This window comes from Clostridioides sp. ES-S-0190-01, assembly GCF_020658275.1.
Taxonomy (GTDB): Bacteria; Bacillota; Clostridia; order Peptostreptococcales; family Peptostreptococcaceae; genus Clostridioides.
The window spans coordinates 196,800-221,180 of record NZ_JACVWA010000044.1 but is presented as its reverse complement, the minus strand read 5'-3'; the positions used below and the strand labels follow the sequence as shown (position 1 = coordinate 221,180).

Annotated in this window: 23 protein-coding genes and 1 riboswitch; of the genes, 22 read left to right on the top strand and 1 reads right to left on the bottom strand. The window is 29.3% G+C overall.

Annotated features, from left to right (window positions below; translation table 11 throughout):
* The first annotated feature begins 27 nt into the window (after positions 1 to 27).
* From IC214_RS18220 to fabZ, 9 genes are all read left to right on the top strand, one after another.
* Complete coding sequence (locus tag IC214_RS18220; protein WP_227831459.1) at positions 28 to 1,329, top strand: rhodanese-like domain-containing protein; 1,302 nt, start codon at positions 28 to 30, stop codon at positions 1,327 to 1,329.
* 185 nt (positions 1,330 to 1,514) lie between these two features.
* Positions 1,515 to 2,384, top strand: a complete 870-nt coding sequence (locus IC214_RS18215; RefSeq protein WP_227483564.1) for a 4Fe-4S binding protein — start codon at positions 1,515 to 1,517, stop codon at positions 2,382 to 2,384.
* Positions 2,385 to 2,469: 85 nt separating this feature from the next.
* A complete protein-coding gene (locus IC214_RS18210) occupies positions 2,470 to 3,207 on the top strand; it encodes a YwmB family TATA-box binding protein (protein ID WP_227434541.1) in 738 nt (245 codons plus the stop codon).
* Between the two features lie 20 nt (positions 3,208 to 3,227).
* Positions 3,228 to 4,481: a UDP-N-acetylglucosamine 1-carboxyvinyltransferase gene (gene murA, locus IC214_RS18205; RefSeq protein WP_227434542.1), complete on the top strand. Its 1,254-nt coding sequence runs from the start codon at positions 3,228 to 3,230 to the stop codon at positions 4,479 to 4,481.
* An 86-nt stretch (positions 4,482 to 4,567) separates the two neighbouring features.
* A complete protein-coding gene (gene spoIID / locus IC214_RS18200) occupies positions 4,568 to 5,632 on the top strand; it encodes a stage II sporulation protein D (protein WP_227434543.1) in 1,065 nt (354 codons plus the stop codon).
* 65 nt (positions 5,633 to 5,697) lie between these two features.
* Positions 5,698 to 6,366, top strand: a complete 669-nt coding sequence (locus IC214_RS18195; RefSeq protein WP_227434544.1) for a M23 family metallopeptidase — start codon at positions 5,698 to 5,700, stop codon at positions 6,364 to 6,366.
* 97 nt (positions 6,367 to 6,463) lie between these two features.
* A complete protein-coding gene (spoIIID, locus tag IC214_RS18190; RefSeq protein ID WP_044212029.1) occupies positions 6,464 to 6,724 on the top strand; it encodes a sporulation transcriptional regulator SpoIIID in 261 nt (86 codons plus the stop codon).
* A 197-nt stretch (positions 6,725 to 6,921) separates the two neighbouring features.
* The gene (locus IC214_RS18185) at positions 6,922 to 7,941 is read left to right on the top strand and encodes a rod shape-determining protein (protein ID WP_227434545.1); all 1,020 of its coding nucleotides are present in this window, start codon (positions 6,922 to 6,924) and stop codon (positions 7,939 to 7,941) included.
* Positions 7,942 to 7,956: 15 nt separating this feature from the next.
* Positions 7,957 to 8,385, top strand: coding sequence for a 3-hydroxyacyl-ACP dehydratase FabZ (gene fabZ / locus IC214_RS18180; protein WP_227483562.1), 429 nt, complete (start codon positions 7,957 to 7,959; stop codon positions 8,383 to 8,385).
* Between the two features lie 144 nt (positions 8,386 to 8,529).
* Here fabZ and yyaC read toward each other — a convergent pair whose 3' ends face one another.
* Positions 8,530 to 9,039: a spore protease YyaC gene (gene yyaC, locus IC214_RS18175; RefSeq protein WP_021382545.1), complete on the bottom strand. Its 510-nt coding sequence runs from the start codon at positions 9,037 to 9,039 to the stop codon at positions 8,530 to 8,532.
* A gap of 188 nt (positions 9,040 to 9,227) precedes the next feature.
* Positions 9,228 to 9,331: riboswitch (SAM riboswitch) on the top strand.
* 136 nt (positions 9,332 to 9,467) lie between these two features.
* On the opposite strand from yyaC, the gene metK reads away from it, so the two are divergent.
* The 13 genes from metK to hpf all read left to right on the top strand — a co-directional run bounded on the left by metK (position 9,468) and on the right by hpf (position 24,272).
* Positions 9,468 to 10,661 carry a methionine adenosyltransferase gene (gene metK / locus IC214_RS18170; RefSeq protein ID WP_227434547.1) on the top strand — a complete coding sequence of 398 codons (1,194 nt, stop codon included), beginning with the start codon at positions 9,468 to 9,470 and terminating at the stop codon, positions 10,659 to 10,661.
* Positions 10,662 to 10,995: 334 nt separating this feature from the next.
* Positions 10,996 to 12,093, top strand: coding sequence for a hypothetical protein (locus IC214_RS18165; protein ID WP_227434548.1), 1,098 nt, complete (start codon positions 10,996 to 10,998; stop codon positions 12,091 to 12,093).
* A 271-nt stretch (positions 12,094 to 12,364) separates the two neighbouring features.
* On the top strand, positions 12,365 to 14,584 hold the full coding sequence (locus tag IC214_RS18160) for an ATP-dependent RecD-like DNA helicase (protein WP_227434549.1): 2,220 nt from the start codon (positions 12,365 to 12,367) through the stop codon (positions 14,582 to 14,584).
* 2 nt (positions 14,585 to 14,586) lie between these two features.
* Positions 14,587 to 15,369, top strand: a complete 783-nt coding sequence (locus tag IC214_RS18155; protein WP_227434550.1) for a ComF family protein — start codon at positions 14,587 to 14,589, stop codon at positions 15,367 to 15,369.
* A 343-nt stretch (positions 15,370 to 15,712) separates the two neighbouring features.
* The gene (locus tag IC214_RS18150; protein ID WP_227434551.1) at positions 15,713 to 17,617 is read left to right on the top strand and encodes a BglG family transcription antiterminator; all 1,905 of its coding nucleotides are present in this window, start codon (positions 15,713 to 15,715) and stop codon (positions 17,615 to 17,617) included.
* A gap of 139 nt (positions 17,618 to 17,756) precedes the next feature.
* On the top strand, positions 17,757 to 18,065 hold the full coding sequence (locus IC214_RS18145) for a PTS lactose/cellobiose transporter subunit IIA (protein WP_227434552.1): 309 nt from the start codon (positions 17,757 to 17,759) through the stop codon (positions 18,063 to 18,065).
* Between the two features lie 26 nt (positions 18,066 to 18,091).
* Positions 18,092 to 18,418, top strand: coding sequence for a PTS sugar transporter subunit IIB (locus IC214_RS18140; RefSeq protein ID WP_227434553.1), 327 nt, complete (start codon positions 18,092 to 18,094; stop codon positions 18,416 to 18,418).
* 38 nt (positions 18,419 to 18,456) lie between these two features.
* The gene (celB, locus tag IC214_RS18135; protein WP_227434554.1) at positions 18,457 to 19,791 is read left to right on the top strand and encodes a PTS cellobiose transporter subunit IIC; all 1,335 of its coding nucleotides are present in this window, start codon (positions 18,457 to 18,459) and stop codon (positions 19,789 to 19,791) included.
* 10 nt (positions 19,792 to 19,801) lie between these two features.
* On the top strand, positions 19,802 to 20,320 hold the full coding sequence (locus tag IC214_RS18130) for a GrdB-related putative oxidoreductase (RefSeq protein WP_227434555.1): 519 nt from the start codon (positions 19,802 to 19,804) through the stop codon (positions 20,318 to 20,320).
* A 93-nt stretch (positions 20,321 to 20,413) separates the two neighbouring features.
* A complete protein-coding gene (locus IC214_RS18125) occupies positions 20,414 to 21,373 on the top strand; it encodes a N(4)-(beta-N-acetylglucosaminyl)-L-asparaginase (protein WP_227483556.1) in 960 nt (319 codons plus the stop codon).
* A gap of 53 nt (positions 21,374 to 21,426) precedes the next feature.
* Positions 21,427 to 22,479 carry a Sapep family Mn(2+)-dependent dipeptidase gene (locus tag IC214_RS18120; protein ID WP_227866866.1) on the top strand — a complete coding sequence of 351 codons (1,053 nt, stop codon included), beginning with the start codon at positions 21,427 to 21,429 and terminating at the stop codon, positions 22,477 to 22,479.
* A 2-nt stretch (positions 22,480 to 22,481) separates the two neighbouring features.
* The gene (locus IC214_RS18115) at positions 22,482 to 23,156 is read left to right on the top strand and encodes a copper homeostasis protein CutC (RefSeq protein ID WP_227434558.1); all 675 of its coding nucleotides are present in this window, start codon (positions 22,482 to 22,484) and stop codon (positions 23,154 to 23,156) included.
* A 564-nt stretch (positions 23,157 to 23,720) separates the two neighbouring features.
* On the top strand, positions 23,721 to 24,272 hold the full coding sequence (gene hpf / locus IC214_RS18110) for a ribosome hibernation-promoting factor, HPF/YfiA family (protein ID WP_227434559.1): 552 nt from the start codon (positions 23,721 to 23,723) through the stop codon (positions 24,270 to 24,272).
* Positions 24,273 to 24,381 lie beyond the last annotated feature (109 nt).

The following is a 24,381-nucleotide window of genomic DNA, read 5'->3' as shown; positions in this document are numbered from 1 at the left end:
GATTGATTAGAAATCGGAGTACAAATTATGTCGAAGAAATTAAGAGAAGAAATAGAAGAAGGTTTTTGTGCTAATGTTAAATCAATTTCTACAGAAGATTTGAAAGAGAAAGTACAAGATGAATCTTGGGTTATAGTTGATACTCGTTTAAATGATGCATATAATGGCTGGAAATTAGATGGAGTAAAAAGAGGTGGACATATAAGAGGAGCAGTAGATTTTTCTGCGAATTGGTTATATGTAGACTCAGATAAAAAAGACAAAGTATTAGAACAAGCACTAAAAACAAAAGGTATTGATTTAGATAAAAATATAGTACTATATGATGCTAATGGAAAAGATGCTTTACTTGTAGCTACTTACTTATCTAAAAAAGGATATAAAAATCTATATAAATATGATATTAAACAATGGGCAAATAATGAAAATCTTCCAATGGAAAGATATAAAAATTATCAAATGATAGTACCTGCTTCCATAATAAAAGATATCTTGGATGGAAAAATTCCAGAGACATTTGAATATTCTAAGAATATAAAAATGATTGAAGCAAGTTGGGGAGAAGAAAAAGAATCTTATGCAAAAGGGCATATACCTACAAGTGTTCATATAAATACTGATATTATAGAACCTCCTCCAACATGGATGCTTACTAACAATGATAATTTGGCCAAATTTGCTTTAGACTATGGATTTACAAAAGATGATACTGTGATAGTTTCAAGTAGCGCATCTATGGCTTCTTATAGAATTGCTATTATATTACGATATATAGGAGTAAGAGATGTAAGAGTTTTGAATGGTGGAATAAACTCATGGTTATCAGAAGGATATGAGCTGGAGTTAACTAGTAATCCAAAAAGTTCATGTACTACTTTTGGGGCAAATATACCAGCTAATCCACAACTAATTGTTAGTATACCAGAATTAAAGCAAAAACTAAGAGATAAAAATAAATTTACATTAGTGGACAATCGTTCTTGGGATGAACATATAGGTAAAATATCTGGATATAGCTATTATGATAAAAAAGGTCGTATACCAGGAGCCTTATATGGTCATGCAGGTAGTGACAGTGTATCACTAGAAGAGTATCGTAATATAGATAACACAATGAGAAATCAATATGAAATATTGGCAATGTGGGATAAAGAAAATATAGATACTAATAAACAACTTGCATTTATGTGTGGCAGTGGATGGCGTGCTGCAGAGGTATTAACATATGCAAATGTTATGGGATTTGAAAATACTTCTCTCTATAGTGATGGATGGATGGGATGGAGTCTTGATGATTCAAATCCAATTGAAACAGGAGATTCAAAATAGAATTTTGTAAAAAATATAATATAATTGTTTAAAATGAAGGTATATTCAGTTTATTAAGTTGAATATACCTTTGTTATGTTTTAAAATATAAACATAGTTAGAATATGCTTATATGGATGTGCACTTATTTAAACATATTATTAGCAATATAGAATTATAAAATTATATATTATGAGGTGTGAAATATGATTAGTAAAGATGAAAAAGCAAGGTTAAAAGCTGAAGGTATATTAGCCCAAAGCCAAGAAGGGTATTTCTCAATAAGAATATTGAGTAGAGCGGGAAACTTTACAGCAGAACAGCTTATCAACTTATCAAAGTTATCTGAAAAATATGGTAGAGGTTATTTAGGTGTTACTACTAGATTAGCTGTTGAAATACCATGGATAAAGTATGAAGATATAGATTTAATGAAGGAAGATTTAAAAGCTGTAGGGCTAAAGCATGGTGGTACGGGTAAAAAAGTAAGACCATTAGTCGCATGCAAAGGTACTGTATGTCAACATGGAATATATGATACACAAGAATTATGTGGAAAGTTACATGATTCATATTTTGGATATGATTTACCATCTAAAACTAAAATTACACTAGTTGGATGTCCAAATAACTGTGCAAAAGCAAATACTAATGATGTGGGTATAGTAGGTCAAGTATACGTAAAATTTAATGAAGATAAATGTAAAAATTGTGGATTGTGTACATCATCTTGTAGACAAAAATCAGTTTATATGGAAGATAAGAAATTAGTGTGGAATAAAGAAGAATGTGTAAATTGTGGAAAGTGTGCTCAAGCATGTCCATTTGGAGCTATGGAAGTTGATAAAAAAGGACTAGCTGTTTATCTTGGTGGTAGAATGGGAAGAGGCTATAGATTTGGAGATAGACTTAGTAATTTGTATACAGAGGATAATATAGAAGAATTAGTGCAAGATGTATTTTATACATATAAACAATTAGCAAGTCCAGGAGAAAGAATAAGTAAAGTATTAGAGAGAATTGGAATCGAAGAGTTTGAAAAACATTTATTTAATATAAAATTACAAAATGCATAAAAATACATATTGATAAAGTATATCTCTCTTAAATTTGTTAATAATTCTGTTATAGAGAAAAACAAATTTAAGGGGGATTTTTATTATGAAGATAATAAAATTAGTTGTAAGTTTTTTTATGTTAATGGCTATAGGCATGACAATATCTTATGCAGATGCAAATATAAATACTAGATATAATAAATTAATTAGTGCTCTTGAAACTTCAGAAGCCGATTTTAAATATTATAATATGAAAATTAATTCTGTTATAAATTACAATTTATCAAATAAAGAATTACATAATATTTTTCTAGAAATAATTAACAATCTAAAGTTAGATGAAAAAGGAATAAATTGGAACCAAAAAGGGTATGGCGATGAAATACAATTATATGCTACTATAAAAGATAGCGATAAAGAAATTTCTATAAAAGGAATAAATAAAAATAATAAAGAAAGCTACATAATAGTTGACATATTGGACAACAAAGTATATAAACATAAAGAGGATATTTATAGTAGTGTAGAAAACGTGTTAAATAAATATTCATCTCAAGTAGATGTATCTGCTTGTATTGTTGGAGAATACACAAAAAGGTTACAAAACCACAAATATGATGATATTTTACAAAAAATATTATATAATATGAGTGCTAAGCAAATAGATAAAGTGAAAGACGTAAACTTTTTATCTATAACAGCATATAGTAAAGTATTAAATGATGATGATTTAGAATATTTAGGGGAAAAAATCAATTTAAATATAGGAATTAAATATAATGAGGACGATGGAAAAACACTCATATATATTGCCACACCAATTATAAAATTAGATTATTAATTATGAGGAGATCAGAAAATATGGCTAAGATAATAGTAAAAAAGAGTAATCCACTTAAAGGTAGTGTTAAAATAGATGGCGCAAAAAACGCAGTTTTACCAATAATAGCAGCAACTTTATTAGCAAACGGGAAATCAACTTTAAATGGAGTTCCAAATTTAAGAGATGTTCATGTTATATCAGATTTATTAAGACATGTAGGAGCAGAAGTTGAATATAAAGAAAATACACTTACTGTTGACGCAAGTAATATAAGAACTTGTGAAGCTCCATATGAGCTTGTAAGAAAGATGAGAGCTTCTTTTTTGGTTATGGGACCATTACTTGCTAGATTTAATAGTACAAAAATTTCTATGCCAGGAGGATGTGCTATAGGAACGAGACCTATAGATTTACATTTAAAAGGATTTAAAGCTTTAGGTGCAAAAATAGAAATGGACCACGGTTTTGTTGAAGCCGCAACAGAAAAATTAGTAGGAAATAAATTGTATTTAGATTTCCCATCTGTTGGAGCTACTGAAAATATAATGATGGCAGCTTCTTTAGCAGAAGGAACTACAATAATAGAAAATGCAGCAGAAGAACCAGAAATAGTTGACTTAGCTAATTTCTTAAATGAAATGGGAGCAGATGTTAAAGGTGCAGGTACTAACACTATAAAGATAAAAGGTGTTAAGGAGTTAAAAGGAGCAGAACATAATGTAATTCCAGACAGAATAGAAGCAGCAACTTATATGGTTGCAGCAGCTATGACAAAAGGTGATATAACAGTTGAAAATGTTTTAATGGAGCATTTAAAGCCAGTTGTAGCTAAATTAAGAGAAGCTGGTTGTGAAATTACAGAGATGGACAATTCTGTTAGAGTAGTAGGTCCAAAGGTATTAAAGCCAATAGACATAAAGACTTTACCACATCCAGGGTTTCCTACAGATGTGCAAGCTCAATTTATGGCTATGCTTACTGTAGCTAATGGAACTGGTGTAGTTATAGAAACTGTTTTTGAAAATAGATTTATGCATGTTGCTGAATTCAATAGAATGGGTGCTAATATAAAAATAGATGGAAGAAGTGCGGTTGTTAATGGAGTAGATGAATTACACGGTGCAGCAGTGAATGCTACTGATTTAAGAGCAGGAGCAGCGCTTATTTTATGCGGTCTTATAGCAGAAGGAGAAACTCAAATAGGAGAAATATACCATATTCAAAGAGGTTATGTTGATATAGATAAAAAGATAACAGCATTAGGTGGTCAAATCAAAATAGTAGAAGATTAATAATTGGTTTAGATAAGTAAGTTATAAATTGATAGGGTTGTTCATATACTTAAATACAAGGTTTTAAAAGCTAAGGAGGAGAGTATATGAAGAACCCATTGGTTGTTTTGTTAGGATTTGTAACTTGCTCTGTGTTAGTCCCTTCATTGATAACTTTAGTTTCTTACAAAAATGTGGAGCTAACTGAAAAACCAGAGAAAGTAGTTTCCATAAACAAAACCATTAAAAAAAATGATATTAAAAATGAAGGTAAGAAAGAAGATAAAAAGGTAGTAAACTATGAAACTGTAGACAAAAAAACACCAGTTATAAATGTCTATAATCACATGTCAGGTAAAGTTGAAAAAATGGACATGGAAAACTATTTATGTGGAGTACTAGCTGGTGAGATGTCCTCGGATTTTGATATAGAGGCCTTAAAAGCCCAAGCTGTAGCAGCTAGAACGTATGTAGTATATAAGCAAGAACATGGGAAATCAAGTAAACATAAAAATGCAGTGGTATGTACTGATTATAAACACTGTCAAGAATACAAGAGTTATGCGACTCTTAAAAAGTTGAATGGTGAAGAATGGATTAAAAATAAGTATTCTAAAATTAAAAACGCAGTTAAAGGCACTAAGGGGCAGATAATAACTTACAATGATAAGGCTATACTTCCTCTTTATTTCTCTACCTCATCAGGGAAAACAGAGAATAGTGAAGAGGTATTTTCATCAAAATATCCTTATTTAAAATCTGTAGAAAGCCCATATGATAAGTATTCTCCCAAATTTGCATCAACACTTAAAATAAGCAACACAGATTTTGTTAAGAGTCTTAGAAAGTCTTATAGTAGTATTGTGATAGATGTAAATAATTTGAGTAAACAAGTTGCAATAACTGAAAGAAGCGATGCTGGAACTGTAGAAAAAATAAAATTAGGAAACAAAGAAGTCACAGGAAAAGATGTTAGGACTGTTTTTAACTTAAATTCTGCAAACTTTGATATAAAATTTGGAGAAGGATACATAGATTTTGTAGTAAAAGGATATGGTCATGGTGTTGGTATGAGTCAATGGGGAGCTGAAGGTATGGCAGAAGAAGGCTATAAATACTATGATATATTATCACATTACTATACTGATACAAAAATAAAAGATATATACTAATAATTGTATAAAATACCAAAAACACGTCAATAATCCAAATGTAGAAATATATTTGGAGGTGCGAAATGAAGAAAAAACTGTTAGAAAAAGATGGTTTTTATTTATCTTTATTTGTATGTGTTTGTTTATTAGCAGTAGGTGGAGTTTGGTTTACAAATAATAATGTAGATAAATTAGCTTCTAATAAAGGCATGATAGAAAAATCTAATAAAGATAGTGAAGAGGAAATACATTTAATTGAAAAAGATAAGAAAGATGCTATTCCTACTGCGACAGATTCAAAACAAAACTTAGAAAAAGCTAAGGCAAAAGAAGAAAATAAGTCAAGTACAACAAAATTAAATTACATTGGTGATAAGATAATAAGAGAATATTCAGAAAAAGAACCTAGTTATTCTAAAACATTGGATGTTTGGGAAACTCATAAAGGTATAGATGTTAGTTGTACTAAAGGTAAAGAAATAAAATCTCTATTAAACGGAATGGTAGTAGATGTATTTGATGATGAAGAATATGGAAAATCAGTAAAAATAAAAAGCGACAATAATACTGTAGTAGTATATTCAAATCTAGATGAAAATGTTAGTGTTAAGAAGAATCAGAAAGTAACAGAAGGACAATCATTAGGGACTGTAGGAAGTACTTCTCAGATAGAAAGTGAAGAGGGTATACATGTGCATTTAGAAGCATATAATGGAGAAAAATCTATAGACCCAATGAGTCTAATTAAGTAAAAGTATAACAAGTTTAATCATATTTGGTTAAGCTTGTTATATTTTTTGGTGTTTTTACATATATATCATTAAAGCTATTATGTGAGGGGGGTAATCTTTGAGATCTCATATAGAGGAAAGAGCCATAGTGGTAGCAAAATATATACTTGAAAAAAACACTACAGTAAGACAAACAGCCAAGACATTTGGAGTAAGTAAGAGTACAATTCACAAGGATGTTACAGAAAGATTAAAGGAAATAAATCCATCCCTTGCCAAAGAAGTTAAAAGTGTGCTAGACAAAAATAAATCAGAGAGACATATTAGAGGGGGATTAGCAACGAAATTAAAGTATGAGAAGGAACATAAAAAAATGTAGGTTAAAAACCTACTTTTTTTATTACATTAAATTATTGTAAGAAATATATTATATAATTATAAATAGCAAAAGAATAATACTCTCAAAACATTTATTTTCTCTTGATTAAAGCGAGATTTTTGTATATGCTTTATTATAGGAGTATTAATAAATAGGCTTATAATATAATCTAATATATAAATGAAGGAGTTGAAAAAATGGCTGGAGCTGATATAGGCATAGATTTAGGTACTGCAAATGTACTTGTTTATGTTAGTGGTAAGGGAATCGTTTTAGAAGAACCATCTGTTGTTGCAATAGACAACAGAACAGATTCTGTTTTAGCTGTAGGAGAAGAGGCTAAAAAAATGATAGGAAGAACACCAGGAAATATAGTTGCAATAAGACCTTTAAGAGATGGTGTAATTTCAGATTATGATGTAACTGAGAAGATGTTAAAATCTTTTATAGATAAGATAGTTGATAAAAAGGGATTTGGAAGATTTTTCATGCCTAGAATTATGGTATGTGTGCCAACAGGTGTTACAGAAGTAGAAAAGAGAGCAGTAGAGGATGCTACTAGACAAGCTGGGGCTAGAGAAGTGTATATCATAGAAGAGCCAATAGCAGCAGCTATAGGAGCTGGTGTAGACATATCACAACCTAATGGTAATATGATTATAGATATTGGTGGAGGAACTGTAGATATAGCCGTAATATCACTAGGGGGAGCAGTTGTAAGTGAATCTATAAAAGTTGGCGGAGACCGATTTGATGATGCTATAGTTAAGTACATGAAAAAACAACATAATCTTCTTATTGGAGAAAGAACCGCAGAAAAAATTAAGTTTGAAATTGGTTCTGCATTTAAGAGAGAAGAAGAAAAGTATATGAAAATAACAGGAAGAAATCTGATTACAGGTCTTCCTAGTTCTATAACTATAAACTCAGCAGAAATGTTAGAAGCCCTTAGAGAATGTGTTGAACAAATAGTTGTTGCAACTCATGCTGTTTTAGAAAAAACACCACCTGAATTAGCAGCAGACATAGGTGATGTTGGTATAATAATGACTGGCGGAGGCTCATTATTATATGGATTAGATAAGATAATAGAACAGAGAACAGGAATAACTGTTACAATAGCAGATGAACCACTATCTTGTGTTGCGAAAGGAACAGGGATTGCTTTGGGCTCAATAGATTTACTTGAAACAGGTGGGTCTTTCAAAAGAAAATAATTAGGAGAGTTTAAAATGTTAAATATAGATGAAATAAAAGAACTAATACCACATAGATATCCATTTTTATTAGTGGACAAGATTACAGAGTTAGAAGTTGGAAAAAGAGCTGTTGGTATAAAAAATGTAACAGTTAATGAACCATTTTTTCAAGGTCATTTTCCAAATTACCCATTGATGCCAGGAGTGCTGATAGTAGAAGCTCTAGCACAAGTGTGTGGAGTAGCAATGATGTCTTTGGAAGAAAATAAAGGGAAATTAGGTGTATTTGCTGGTATTGATAAAGTTAGAATCAAGAGAGAAGTAAGACCAGGAGATACATTGACTATGGAAGTTGAAATGACAACGCTTAGAAGAAATATAGCAAAAGCAGATGCTAAAGCTTATGTTGGTGAAGAACTTGTCTGTAAAGGTGAGTTAATGTTTGCTCTAGTAGAGAAATAAAATTTTTAAGAATGAAAAGCATTAAAACAGAAGAATAAATATCAAAATAAAAAGGTAGATAATTTGGAGTATTTATTAAATTAAATACTCTATAGTATCTACCTTTTTAATACAAAAAATTTTATCAGTTACCTTATATAAGATTTAAGTAGATACCAATAGTGCTAAGGCTATTGTTTCAGCTAAGTCTAGTATAAAGCTAAGACGTATATTATTAAATGAAAGTCTGTTATTTTCATCAATTTTATCTACAATTCCTACTATAGAATAATTTCCTATTTGAGGTAGTTTTTTTCCCACACCTTTTCCGGGCAGGATAGGTCCTTCTCTAATCTGTATATTGCCTATGTTACTCTGTGACCCCAAGCAAGCATCTATAGCCAAGAAGTTACCTTGCATATGTGTATTTTTTATAGTATCTAAAGACTCATATATATTTAAGGCGTGAATAGGGTTATCTAGTGTACCGTAAACGGGGTATTTAAATTTACTGTTTTTAAGTATTGTTCCAACTAAAGGGCCTAAAGTATCACCTATAGCCCTGTCTGTTCCTATGCAAACAACAATCGTATTTTCATTAATTATGGTTTTGAGAACTGAACTTAGCATCTGTATAACATCATCATCGCTGTAATTTACTTTAGCTAAATACAATAGGAACACCCCCTTCAAAAAAATATATGAATAAAAAACACTAAAAAGACCTAACTTTAAATTTCAGATAGAGATAATATTTTATTTGTCTCACAAAAAAAGTAATAGCAAAAATATGACTAAAAATCTTGACAAAATTTTAAAAAAATAGTAAGCTAATAAAGTAAAATAAAACTTAAATCTTGATTACCTTATCAAGAGCGGCTGAGGGATAGGCCCTGTGAAGCCCAGCAACCACCCAAATGGGAAAAGGTGCTAATTCCTACAAGACAAAAGTCTTGAAAGATGAGGTCAGTTAATTAGTATGCGATTACGATTATTAACCTCTTCTTATAAGGAGAGGTTTTTTATTTTGAGTAAAATTTCTAAGAATTGAAGATAAGGTAAAATCTATAATAAAAATTAAGAATGAATAAGGAGGAACAAAAATGGCAAGACATTTATTTACGTCAGAATCAGTTACAGAAGGACATCCTGATAAGATATGTGACCAAATATCAGATTCAATATTAGATGCATTGTTAGAAAAAGACCCACAATCTAGAGTAGCTTGTGAAACTACAGTAACAACAGGCTTAGTTTTAGTAGCTGGAGAAATAAGTACATCTGCTTATGTAGATATACCTAAATTAGTAAGAGAAACAGTAAAAGAAATTGGATATACAAGAGCAAAATATGGATTTGACTGTGACACTTGTGCAGTTATAACTTCTATAGATGAACAATCTGGAGATATAGCTATGGGAGTTGATGAAGGTCTAGAAAGTAAGACTGGAGAAGAAATAGAGCAAGAAATAGAAAAAGTAGGAGCTGGAGACCAAGGTATAATGTTTGGATTTGCATGTAATGAAACTCCAGAATTAATGCCACTTCCAATATCATTAGCTCATAAATTATCAAGAAGACTTACAGAAGTTAGAAAGACAGGTTTAGTTGATTATTTAAGACCAGATGGAAAAACTCAAGTTACTGTTGAATATGAAGGAAATAAAGCTGTAAGAGTACATACAGTTCTTATATCAGCTCAGCATTGTGAAACAGTATCAAATGATAAGATAAGACAAGATTTAATTGAGCATGTTATAAAATCAGTTATACCAGCTGAATTACTTGATGAAGATACTAAAATTTATATAAACCCAACAGGCAGATTCGTTATAGGAGGACCTCAAGGGGATACAGGTCTTACAGGAAGAAAAATAATAATAGACACTTATGGAGGATATTCTAGACATGGTGGAGGAGCTTTTTCAGGAAAAGACCCTACAAAAGTTGATAGATCTGCTGCTTATGCTGCTAGATATGTTGCTAAAAATATTGTTGCGGCTGGACTTGCAGATAAATGTGAGATAGAACTTGCATATGCTATAGGTATAGCTAGACCATTATCTATATTTATAGATACTTTTGGGACAGGTAAAGTTTCAGAAGAGAAGCTTGTTGAACTAGTAAACAAACACTTTGATTTAAGACCAGGAGCAATAATAAGAGATTTAGATTTAAGAAAGCCTCTTTACAAAAAGGTTGCTGCTTATGGTCACTTTGGTAGAACGGATATAGATTTACCATGGGAAAGAACTGATAAAGTAGAACAATTAAGAAAAGACGCATTAGGTGAATAATGCTTAGATAAGGAGCTGCTAGAATGTAATTTTAAAATTACGTTTTAGCAGTTTTTTATTTTATGATTAAATATATTTAATAAATACTAATTTTAAATCATATAATAAATAAACATTATTTAGTGAGATTAATATATTTCATTATATAATATTGCATTAAATTAATACATAGTAGAAGGCATATGTTAAAAATTGGTTAAGATTTCGTTAAGTAATGTTAAATAATTCAAAAAATATTGAAAAGCATCAATAATACAACTAATATAGTCTTAATAAACTTAAATTAAATTTTACTTATTAAAAAATTTATTTTATTTAGGAGGGAGTAGTGTGTATGTCGGATAAAATAAACATCAAAATGGTTATAAGTTTTGCTGGAGCATATGTAGCGACTGTAATAGGTTCTGGATTTGCAACTGGTCAAGAGATAGTACAATTCTTTACGTTTTATGGGTATGCTGGAATTATAGGAGGAATAATATCTATGGTATTATTCTCATGGTTTGGAGCAGAAGTTATAGAAAAAGGGAGAGAATTAAAGCTTAAAGAACCAATAAAGATTTATCAAGTATATTGTGGAAAATATCTTGGTACATTTTTTGAGTGGTTTGGACCATTGTTTTTGTTTGGTACATTAGTAATAATGATTGCAGGAGCAGGAGCTACATTATCAGAGTATTATGGTCTAAATCCATATGTAGGTAGAATTGGTATGGCAATCGTTTCCCTAATAACTGTATCTCTAGGTTTGACAAGGCTTTCAAAGATACTAGGTAATATAGGTCCTATAATAATAATATTTACACTTTTAGTAGGAGCAATTAGTCTATTTAGTAATATTGGCGCTTTATCAAATGCAGGAGCTATAATTGATAGTCTAAACGTTAAAACTGCTACATCAAATGGATATTTCTCAGGTGTACTTTATACTTGCTATAATGTAATAATAGTAATAACATTTTTAACTGGAATGGGAGCTTCAGCAAAAAATAAGAAAGATGCTGTATGGGGAGGTATAGTAGGTGGAGTAGCCCTTATGGCAGCTGCTATAATGATGAATCTAGCATTACTTTCAGATGTAGGAAATATATACACAAAAGAAATACCAGCTCTTTATTTAGCTGACAAGATATCTCCAATTATAGGTATTTTATTCTCAGTAGTACTTTTATTAGGAATATATACTACAGCTGTACCATTATTATGGTCAGTAACTAATAGATTTGTGGAAGATGACCATCCTAAATTTAAAATAATAACAGTAGTAGTAAGCATATTAGCATGTATAGGAGGATTATTACCATTTGATAAGCTTGTAGGGACATTATATCCATATACAGGTTATATGGGAATTTTAATTTTACTATGTATGCTTTATCGAAGAATTACCAAAACTGAAGGATACAAGGAAAATAAATCTGAGGTAAATTAATATCAAAATAAATTTGTGAAATTTAATCTATGTTTTAGAAGTAAGCTGGTTGAAATAAAATAATTATTTATATATGGTACCTTTACTTTAAGGTACCATATTTTTAGGGTGCAGATTTTTTTTGTTTCTGATAAAATGTATAATAGTTAGAAATTAAGTTAAGTATAAAAATATAGAAAAATTTTCTGATAGAATCCTATCATAGAACTTAATATATTTAAGTATACTAACATACGAACGGAACAATTATTAGTATTTTTAGGAGATAAAAATGGAAAAATTAGAAGGAATGATAAGTGAAATAGTCTTTAAAAATGAAGATAATGGCTATACAATAGCTCATCTGGTAAATGAAAATGATGAAATTGTTGTTGTAGGATGTATGCCTACTTTAGCAATGGGAGAGAGTATAGAGGTTGAAGGTAAATGGGTAAACCACAAAATTTATGGAACTCAATTTGAAGTGAATAGTTTTATGCCAGTGACACCATCATCTTTGGAAGGAATTTATGTTTACTTATCTTCTGGTATGATACATGGAATTGGCGAAAAAATGGCTAAGAGAATAATTGATAAGTTTGGTGTTGACACACTAGATATAATACAAAACTACCCAGAAAAATTACAAGAAGTAGAGGGGATAGGTAGTAAAAAGGTAAAGCAAATAGTAAAGAGTTATGAAGAAGATAGAGAATTAAGAAACATAATAATTGAACTATCTCCTTTTGGAATAACACCCAACTACTGTCTAAAAATATATAAAAAATATAAAAGTAGTGCAATAGAAATTATAAATAAAAATCCGTATCAGCTTGCTGAAGACATAAGAGGAATAGGGTTTAAAGTAGCTGATAGTATAGCTAATAAAATTGGTATAGATAAGAATTCTAAAGATAGAATATGCCAAGGAATATTATATACCTTAAATAAATCACTAAGTAATGGGCATACATATTTGCCAGAACATATTCTAATACAAGATTCGGAAAAATTGTTGGAGTTAAGTGGAGACATAGTAAAAGAATGTGTAATGATGTTGGTATATAATCAAAAAATACATATAGAAAAAGTAAATAATGAAAATCTCATATATCTTATGCCCTACTATTTGTCTGAAAATGGAGTATGTAGTCAAATAGTAAAATTGTCGCAGTATGAATTTGAAGATTTGAATATAGATATAGAAAATGAAATTAAAATTTTAGAAGATGATAAGAATATTAAGTTAGCAGAGAAGCAAGTTTTAGCAGTTAAAGAATCTGTGAATAGTGGCGTATTAATTATAACTGGTGGGCCAGGTACCGGAAAAACTACCACTATTAATGCAATTATAGATATATTTGAAAATAATGGGAAAAGTGTAACTTTAGCTGCTCCAACGGGAAGAGCAGCTAAGAGAATGAGTGAAACTTCTAATAAAGAAGCAAAGACTATACATAGATTATTAGAAATGGGATTTTCAACAGATGATGATTTAACATTTTTTAAAGATGAAGAAGACCCAATAAATTCAGATGTAATAATAGTCGATGAAGTATCAATGGTAGATATTATCTTAATGTATAATTTACTTAGAGCAATAAAATTAGGAACAAGAGTAATATTAGTTGGGGATAGCGACCAATTACCTTCTGTAGGTGCAGGCAATGTACTTAAGGACATGATAGATTCAAATATTATAAATGTAGTCAAATTAAATGAAATATTTAGACAAGCTCAACAAAGTATGATAATTGTGAATGCTCATAAGATAAATAATGGAGAACCACTTCATTTAAATACAAAGGGAAAAGACTTCTTTTTTATAAGAAAATCAACAAATGAAGAGATATTAAATGAAATAATAGGTTTGGTAAATGAAAGATTACCTAAATTTTATAATGTTGATAAACTAAAAGATATACAAGTGTTATCTTCAATGAGAAAAGGAGAGCTAGGAGTTACCAATCTTAATATAGAGTTACAAAAGTATCTTAACAAAAAGGAGAAGTTTAAAGTAGAAGAAAGTTTTTCTAAAAGGTTGTTTAGAGTTGGTGACAAGGTAATGCAAGTAAAAAATAATTATACAAAAAAGTGGGAGACAGAAGACCAAAAGGAAAGTGGGGAAGGTATATATAATGGAGATATAGGCTATGTATATCATATAGATAAGGATAAGAAAACTATTTATGTACTATTTGACCAAACTAAAATTGTATCATACTTATATGATGAATTAGATGAGATTGACCATAGTTTTTGTACAACCATACATAAAAGTCAAGGAAGTGAATTCCCAGTCGTAGTGATACCAATAACTTGGGCTCCTCCTATGTTACTAAGTCGTAATTTATTATATACAGCAGTGACAAGAGCAAAAAAATTAGTTGTGTTAGTTGGAGATGTGAAATATTTGGAATATATGATAAAAAATAACAGAGTAAATCAAAGATATTCAAACTTAGGATATAAGTTAAACAAATTCAAACAAGAAGGGCTGTTGATAGAGTAAATATGAAAATATGCAATGATAATTTTATTAAGAGTCTTAGAAATCTAATTAATAAATGTCTGGATTTTATTTATCCTGAAAATATAAATTGCATAATTTGTGATAAATCAATAAAAAAAACTAATACCTATTCAGTCTGTAAAAGTTGTTTTAATGAAATGAATTTTATACTGAATGGGTGTATAAAATGTGGAAAGCCAATAATACATCATTCACTTGAAAAAGAATTTATTGAAGGATGTAGCTATTGTTTTGATAAAAGTTTTTATTTTGACAAGTCAATCTCCTGTATTGAATACAACGAGATAACTAAAAAAATAATATTAGGATTAAAGTACAATCAAAAAACATTTATGGCTAAATACATAGCGCAAATAATGAAAGAAAAGTTGGATTTAGAAAATGTGAAATTTGATTATATATTATTTGTTCCACTTCATAAGAAAAGACTTAATAAAAGAGGATTTAACCAAGCACAAAAAATAGCTTTGAGTTTGAGTAAAATAATCAATGTTCCAATGTTAGATTGTATATCCAGGGAAAAAAATACAAGGATGCTTTATAAGTTAAGTAAACAAGAGAGAAAAAAGGAATTAAAAAATGTGTTTGCTGTTAACAAAAATATTAAATTAATAAATAATAAAAATGTACTTTTGATAGATGATATATTTACAACTGGCGTGACAACAAATGAAATATCTAAGATTTTAAAGTTATCTGGTGTTAATAAGGTTTTTGTAATGACGTTGCTTACAAGAGCAAATGACAACTACGTTATGGAATAATCTTATATATTGACAATTTTACTTTAAAATATTAAAATGAATAAGTGATATTTAGGTCTGTGGTTGAAAGTCCAAGCCAGTCGCAGGCAAAAGGATCCACGTAAGTTAACACTAAAAATTGGGTTAATGAGCATGGTGCGGCTTAGAAGTAAGACCTACCGATAATAAAATCGAGAGAGAGTAGTAGTGCGGCGAACCCAAGCGAACCCTCCAGTAGGCGAGTGTGGGGTCAAAGACCAGGTCAGCTAAATATCATATTAAAAGAGAGCTAGCATAATGTTTTTATGTGTAGCTCTTTTTTATATATAATAAATTTAGATTGAATCATAAAGAGGTGATATATATGAACAAAAGACAAGAGAACTTGTTGACAGTATTGCTATTGAAAGAAGAATTTATAAATATCAATGACATTGCTAACGATTTTGAGTGCTCAGAGAGAACAATAAGAAATGATTGTAAGTACATTGATGAATGGTTGTCTACTTTTTGTAGTGCTTATATTAAAAGAAAGCCTAAAATAGGAATTAAGTTTAGTGGAGATGATACAGATAAAATAATAGTAAATCAGAAGTTAAGAGGTGAAGTTAAAAGAGTAAATAGTGAACTCCATAAACAAGTTGAGATATTGAATCTATTACTTTGCAATAATAAGAAGATTACCTTAAATGATTTGTCCAATAAATTGTATATAAATAAAAATATTGTTAGGGAAGAAATAAATACATTATCAGTAGAATTAAGTAATTATAATTTGAAAATTTCAACTAAAACGGGCAGTGGTATATGTATTGAGGGAAATGAGAAAGACATAAGGATAATGTTAGTGGCATTTTTATTTAAATATATAGATAAATACAGACTAAACATGGATGAAATAGAATATTTCCATATAGTAGACATAATAGTTGTCAAAAATATAATGTCTATAATAGAAGATAAAATGGATATAAGACTTACAGATGTTTCATTCAGGCAATTGATGTTATTTTTACTTATAAATATCATACGAATAAGGTTGGGGAATTCTTTTGAAATAGTAAATATTAAAAAAGAATTAAAGTTAGAAATTCTTATATTAGATATAGAAAATGAGTTGAAATCCAGTCTATCTATAGTATTAAACCATGAAGAAAAATTATTTATAGAATCACTAATACTTGGCATGAATAAACAAATAAATAGTAAAGATACTAAAAAATCACTATACCTTAATGAAGAATTATCAGAGTATACAAAAAGAATTATAAATCTGGTATCAGAAGAATCGGGTATAAACTTTAATAATGATATATTGCTTTATGACCAATTAATATGTCACTTAAATGTTACAATGCACCAAATGCAAAGTAACGTTTATTTGGAAAATCCACTTTTAGATAATATAAAAAATAAATTTTGTTTTTTATTTACAGTAATTTCAAATTCAATAGGAATTGAGCAAAAAGGAACACAAATAACTGAAGATGAAATAGGTTATCTTACTCTTCACTTTCAAACATCTTTAGAAAGAAAAAGTAATAAGAGAGAATCAACTAAAAAAGCAAGTATCGTGTGCCCATTTAGTTTTGGAGTAAGTATGTTACTAAAAGTAAAGATAGAAAAGAGATTTAATAATATAGAAATAGTTGAAACACTAAGGGAAGAAGATTTAAGAAGAGATAACTTCAATAAAATGATAGATTTTATAATTGCATTTCAAGAATATGAAAATGTACAAAAGCCAATTTTTATAACAACGCCACTATTTACTGATGAAGATGAAAATAAACTCAAAGAATTTACCAACAAAATAAAAGAAAAAGATACATCATATAAACTTATGAATAGATTAATGATGTCTGATTATTTAATAAGAGAGCTAGAACATAATGATATTTATGAGGCTATAGCATACTTAACTAATTTATTAATCGAAAAGCATTATGCAGATAAAGAATATTTAAATTCTATTATAGAGAGAGAAAAGGCATATCCAACTAATGTTGGGAAAGGAATATTATTTCCTCATGGAGATATGAAGTATATAAAACAATCTGTCTTATGTTTTGCAAGATTGAAAACACCAATAAAAATTAGAAATGGAAAATACATAAAGATTATACTTTTATTAGCTTATAAAAAAGATGATGATAGAAAAGTATTTAGAGAATTATTCAAAGAAATATCTAAATTGACAGAAGATGAAAATATGCTTGATGTGCTAAGTAAATGTGATATTAAAAATATAAAAAATATTCTTATATAAATTTATATCAAAATGTGAATAAGCACAAAATTTTCCATGTAGTGGAAAAAGTTGTGCATGTTTTTTTGTTTTTATAAGATATTATATATCTATCAGATAGAAATCAGTTAAAAGTAGACAAGTAATTTAGGAGGAAGAAATGGAAGAAATAGTATTAAAGATTATAATTCATGCTGGAAATGCAAAATCTATGCTTTATGAAGCTCTTAATTGTGCAAAGGAAAACGATTTTGAAAAGGCTGATGAATTAATCGAAAGTGCAAATGAAGAAATATTAAAAGCACATAAAGTACAAACAGAACTTATACAAAAGGAAGCAGGAGGAAATAAATCAGATATATCTATTTTACTAATTCACTCTCAAGACCATTTAATGACTTGTATGAGTGAAAGAAACCTTATAAAAGAAATGATAGTGCTAAGAAAAGAAATTCAAAAATTAAAATAAAAAGTAATTAAGGGGGATTTAAGATAATGAAGAGAAAAGTATATTTATTTTGTAGTTTTGGTATGTCAACAAGCTTACTTGCAGGAAAGATGCAGAAAGTAGCAGATGAACACAATTTACCAATAGAAGTAGAAGCATTTCCAATAGCAGAAATTGATAAGATAGTTGCAGAGAAGAATCCAGATTGTATATTGTTAGGACCTCAAGTTAAATACATGCTAAAGGAGTTAAAGCCAAAGTTTGAAGCTCAAGGAAAACCTGTGGATATAATAAACGAAACTGATTATGGAACTATGAATGGAGAAAAAGTACTAAAGCTTGCTATAAAATTAATAAAATCTAAACAAGCTTAAAATATAGTAAAAAGATACTGAGAAATGAGGGTGGATAGATGAATAAATTGGAAAGAATACTTATGCCGTTGGCTGAAAAAATAGGTAAAAATAAATTATTAATTGCAATTAGAGATGGTTTTTTAGTATCATCACCATTATTGATAATAGGGTCATTATTTTTATTAGTAGCAAACTTCCCAATAAAAGGATGGGACGAATTTGTAGGTCAAATTTTTGGTCCAGATTGGGCAGTAAAATTACAACAGCCAACTATAGCGACTTTTGAAGTAATGACTTTACTTGCAGTTTTAGGAATTGGTTACTCTTATGCTAAACAAATAGATGTAGACCCAATTGCATCAGCAGCAGTTGCAATAGTCGCCTTTTTTATAGTTACACCATTTGTAATACCATATACACCAGAAGGAACAAAGGCAGTCTATATGGTAACTGGTATCCCATTAGGTTGGATGGGTTCTAAGGGAATGTTTGTAGGAATGATAACCGCAATAACATCTGTTAAGTTATTTGCAGTAGTTGTCAAAAAAGGGTGGACATTGAAGATGCCAGATGGAGTTCCTCCAACTGTTTCAAAATCATTTGCTGCATTAATACCAAGTGCAATAGTTATGGTAGTTTTCTTTTTAGTCAAGATTGCTTTTGAAGCTACACCATATGGAAGTATACATGAATTTATATTTAAGTTTTTACAAATGCCATTATTAAAATTAGGAAATAGTTTAGGTGCTATGGCAATAGCTTATATATTCTTACATTTATTCTGGTTCTTTGGAATAAATGGTAGTAGTGTTGTTGGAGCTGTCTATAATCCAATATTAAAAATTTTATCAGCTGAAAATTTAGCGGCTTTTCAAGCTGGTTCAAAAATACCAAACATAATAACTGGTCAATTCCAGGATATGTTTGCAACATTTGGTGGGGCAGGTAGTACACTATCCTTAATTATAGCTATGTTACTTATATGCAAAAGTAAACGTATAAAATCAATGGGTAAATTATCAATTTTACCAGGGATATTTGGAATAAATGAGCCATTAATATTTGGTCTACCAATAATGCTTAACCCAATATTATTGATACCATTTGCAATAGTTCCAACAATAAACATAATAATAGCCTATTTCTGTATGTCAGCAGGATTAGTACCACTTACAAATGGAGTTCAATTACCATGGACAACTCCAATTATATTCTCTGGATTTCTAACAACAGGATGGCAAGGTGCTTTATTACAAATAATACTTCTTGTACTAGGAATATTTATGTACATGCCATTTATAAAGATGTTAGATAAACAATATTTAAAAGAAGAAAAAACAAATGTTGAAGAGGAAGATGATGATATATCTTTTGATGATTTAGTATTATAGGAGGAAAATTATGAAGAAAATAGTTATGATATTGGATCAAATACAAGCAGGTGCAGGTGGGAAAGAAAAAAGCAATATACCTCCTGCTGGAAAATCAAGTCCATTAGGTCCAGGTGTAATGATGGAACCATTTTTAAAAGAATCTAAAGTAATAGCGACACTTTTCTGTGGGGATGAATTTTTTATAAACAATGAAGAAGAAGTGACAAATAAAATGATAGCTATGGTTAAAAAGTTAAATCCTGATGTAGTAATTTGTGGACCAAGTTTTAACTATGAAAATTTTTCTAAGATGTCAGCAATATTATCTAAAAATATAAATAATAAAACAGATATACCAGCTTTTGCAGCTATGTCAGAAGAAAATACATACGTAATAAACGAATACAAAAATGATATATGTATAGTTAAGACACCTAAAAAAGGTGGAATTGGTCTTAATGATTCACTAAACAATATATGTAAATTAGCAAATTCAATAGCAAATAAAGAAGACATAACTTTAATGAAAGAAGAATTTTGTTATTAATTAACACTTTACTAGGGGACAGGTTTAAGTAAAATATTATTTACATTAAAGTATGTGGATAGAGTTTCTATAATTAAGGAGGTATTTTCTGATATGTGGGGAATGATAGCAACATGGAGAATGGCTATAGAAGGAATCACTGAAGCATCAGAACATTTAGAAAAAGGAATGGAAGCAGGAGATGCTGTAGAACTTGCTGTAAGAAGAGTCGAAGATTATCCATTCTATAAATCGGTTGGATATGGAGGACTTCCAAATGAAAATTGTGAAGTAGAACTTGATGCTGCATTTATGGATGGAAACACACTAGATATAGGAGCAGTTGCAGGTATAAGAGATTATTCTAACCCTGTCAGCATAGCTAGAAAACTAAGTTATGAGAAAGTGAATAATTTCTTAGTTGGAATCGGAGCTGAAGAATATGCCCATAAAAATGGATTTGAAAGAAAAAATATGTTAACAGATAGAGCGAAACTACATTATAAGAAGAGAAAAAAAGAAACTTTAGATAAAGGATTAAGCCCATATGCTGGTCATGATACTGTTGGGATGATATCTTTAGATAGAGATGGAAAGATGTGTGCAGCAACCTCAACAAGTGGTCTATTTATGAAGAAAAGAGGTAGAATAGGAGATTCTGCACTATCTGGTTCAGGGTTTTTCGTTGATAGTAACATAGGAGGGGCTACAGCTACTGGTCTTGGAGAAGATTTGATGAAAGGGTGTATATCATATGAGATAGTTAGACTTATGAAAGAAGGAAAACATCCACAAGAGGCATGTGATATAGCAGTAAATGAGTTAGATGAACAACTTATCAAAAGACGAGGAAAAGCTGGAGACTTATCATTAGTTGCTATGAATAATAAAGGAGAATGGGGAGTAGCTACAAACATAGCTGACTTTACATTCTCAGTAGCTACTAAAGCAGAAGAACCTACAGTGTATATATCAAATAGAATAGATGGTAAAACTATACATAAGGTTGTGTCAAACGAGTGGATGGAAGCATATGAAGCTAGGATAAAGGCTCCAATAGAAGTGAGTGAATAAAGTTTGTATTTATGCAGCAAAGTAGAGTCTTTAATATTTAAAAGGAGATTTTTATGAATATTATAAACAATAAAGTAGACGAGATAAAAGAACATTTATTAAGTGATATTGTAGATATTGTAAAAATACCTAGCGTTAAAGGGGAGTCAGAAAATGACTTCCCTTTTGGCGAAAAGGTAGGAAAAGCACTCAATAAAGCACTAGAAATTTCAAGAAAATTAGGCTTTAAAGTTAGAAACTTAGACAATTATATTGGTTATGCAGAATATGGAGATAGCGAAGATTATATCTGTGTAATTGGCCACGTAGATGTAGTACATGAAGGGGAAAATTGGATATATCAACCTTATGGAGGAGAAATATATAATGGAAAAATCTATGGTAGAGGGGTATTAGATAATAAAGGACCTATAATGTGTGCTTTATATGGATTATATGTTATTAAGGAATTAGGTTTAAAGTTAGATAAAAAAGTTAGGATAATTTTTGGCACAAATGAAGAAAGTGGATTTAAAGATATACCATATTATTTAAAAAATGAAAAACCTCCTATAATGGGGTTCACACCAGATTGCAAATATCCTGTTGTATATGGTGAAAAAGGTATGGCGAAAATTATAATCAAAAATAACTGTAACTATAAGGAAGATACATTTTTAAGCTTTATAGAAAATATGTCTGAAAAGGTGATTGTCACAAATAAAGAGTTACATAAAGAGAATAGTTACATAATACTTGAGATAAAGGTAAAATATGAATTTAGTTATAAACTAGAAGATGTCTTAGATGAAATAAAATCTAATTTTCCCAATGATACAGAGATAGAAGTAATTTCTAATTTTAACCCTGTATATTTTGATAAGGATAGTAAGCTTGTTAAAAAACTTCAAATAGCTTATGAAAGAGTAACATCATTAGATGGTACTCCAGTAACAACTAATGGAGGTACATATGCAAAAGTAATGCCAAATATAGTTCCATTTGGACCTTCGTTTCCAGGACAAAAAGGAATAGCACATAATCCTGACGAATATATGGATATAGATGATATAATCTTAAATGCAAAGATATTTTCAAATGCAATATATGAATTAGCAAAGGAGTAGTTATGCTAGAGATAATAGGAATGACAGTAGAAGACGCTAAGATTATAGAAGATTGTGGCGCAGATAGAATAGAATTAGTTAGTGCTTTAACTGAAGGAGGGCTAACACCAAGTTTTGGACTTATAGAAAGTGTTGTTAACAGTGTAAAGATACCTGTGAACGTAATGATAAGACCACATGCTAAAAGCTTTGTATATAGTAAAGAAGACATAAATATAATGTTAAAAGATATAAATACAGTCAAAAAGATTGGAGCTAATGGAGTTGTATTTGGAATGTTAGACAAGAATAATAATATAGATGAAGAAAATTTAAATTTTTTGTTGCAATATTGCGATAATCTTGATGTTACATTTCATAGAGCAATAGATGAATCAAATACAATAGAAAGTGTTAATCTTTTAAAGAATTATGACAGAATTACAAATATATTAACGTCAGGGGGAAAGGGAAGTATAAGAGAGAATATAAAAATTATAAAAGATATGATGCTTAACTCTAATAATATAAAAATTCTTTTAGGTGGAGGTCTTAATTTTAATAATATAGTTGAAATAAAGGGAGTAACTAAGGCAAATAATTTTCATTTTGGTACAGCTGTTAGAATAGATAAAAATCCATTTGAAGATATAGACAGACAAAAGCTAAAACAATTAGTGGATATAATTTCGAAATAATATAAACATATATAATTTATATAACTTATTAGATTAAATAAAGAGTGTTAGTCAATTGTAGTTTGGGTATATGAATATTATGAGTATTGATTAAGAAATTATTGTTATGATGCTTTACTACTTTTAGATAATTTTGAAGTTAAACTAAATAGTGAAAGAAAAAATGAAACATGGAGGTTTTAGAAGGTGGATAACTATGAAAAATTTATAAAAGTTAAGTAACATATAATACATATAATTTCCTAAAATTACCACTTTATGACATGAATTCACATATTAATAAACAATTATTGGAGATATTTGTGGATAGAAAGGATAATAAAAATAGCTTTAAATACACAGGAACAAGAGTTATTAACAGTTTTATCCACATTATCCACAGGGTATTGTTATAATATTAATCCACATAAGCATTAAGGTGATTAAAAATGAAAAATAATTCTATCAATTGAATAGAAAAAATCACAAAAGTTAATAATAAAAGAAGGATTATGAGATTTCGTGTAGAATATATTATTAAGTATAAATTTTCTTATACTGGCATAATTGAAGGGAGATGTACTTATGAACATAATTATATCTGGAAAACAAATCGAATTAACTGATGCAATAAAAAATAAAATCGAAAGCAAGTTAAGTAAGTTAGATAATTACATTCATCCAGACACTGATGTAAAGGTTACAGTAAGTGCTAAAAAAACAAGACAAAAAATAGAAGTAACAATAGCTACTGTAAATGGTCCTATAATTAGAGCAGAAGATATGCAGGAGAATTTATACACAGCTATAGATGTTGTATATGATAAATTAAGCAAACAATTAAAAAAATATAAAAAGAGATTACAAGATAAGCATCAAGACAATAAGAGTATAAGATTCCAAGATGCAGAGATAAATCTAGCAGATGAACAAGAAGATTATGAAGATGAAAATCAAGATATAGTAATTCAAAGACGTAAGAAATTTAGTGTTAAGCCAATGAGCGAAGAAGAAGCTGTATTACAAATGGAATTAGTAGGACATGATTTCTATATGTTCAAGAATATAGATTCAGATGAAATAGCTGTAGTTTATAAACGTCATAATGGCGGATATGGTATAATAGAACATGAATAAAGCAATTTAGATTTAATCATATTAGCTATCGATAAATTATTTATCGATAGCTTTTTAAATTAATATTAAAAGTATAGTTTTTATGGTAAAATGAATAATAGTACAATAA